The organism is Brevundimonas sp. UBA2416 (genome assembly GCF_002343105.1).
Taxonomy (GTDB): domain Bacteria; phylum Pseudomonadota; class Alphaproteobacteria; order Caulobacterales; family Caulobacteraceae; genus Brevundimonas.
In genome coordinates this window covers 769-1115 of record NZ_DDRM01000015.1, presented here as the reverse complement: position 1 = coordinate 1115, position 347 = coordinate 769, and the positions used below count along the sequence as shown (strand labels likewise).

Here is a 347-nt window from a genome sequence, read left to right as displayed (position 1 = left end):
AAGGACCTGCGGACCAACGTCGAGACCTCGGACACCCAGGGGGTTCTGGACGGCGATCTGGACCTGTTCATGGGCGCGGCCTTGGCGGCGCGGGTCGGCGAGACGCGCGGATCGACCGTGGAGTGAGTGGCTAGTGGCTAGTCGCTAGTTTGCGGGGCGCTGCGATAGCGGTGCTCCGTACCAGAAAGACAAAAGGCCCCGGATCCAGTCCGGGGCCTTTCTCTTGCTCTGCAGATGGCCAACCTGGCCACTAGTCACTGACCACTAATCACAGCGCCGTCAGGCGCCCGGGCCCTTCATGTCGATGATTTGCGGCGCGGGCTCGGGCGCGGCGGGGCGCGGCGCGG

At 67.1% G+C, this 347-nt stretch carries 1 pseudogene; it reads left to right on the top strand.

From position 1 onward, the window contains the following. A pseudogene (gene prfB / locus B3E43_RS04070) lies at nucleotides 1-126 on the top strand (peptide chain release factor 2); the annotation flags it as partial. Nucleotides 127-347: the final 221 nt, after the last annotated feature.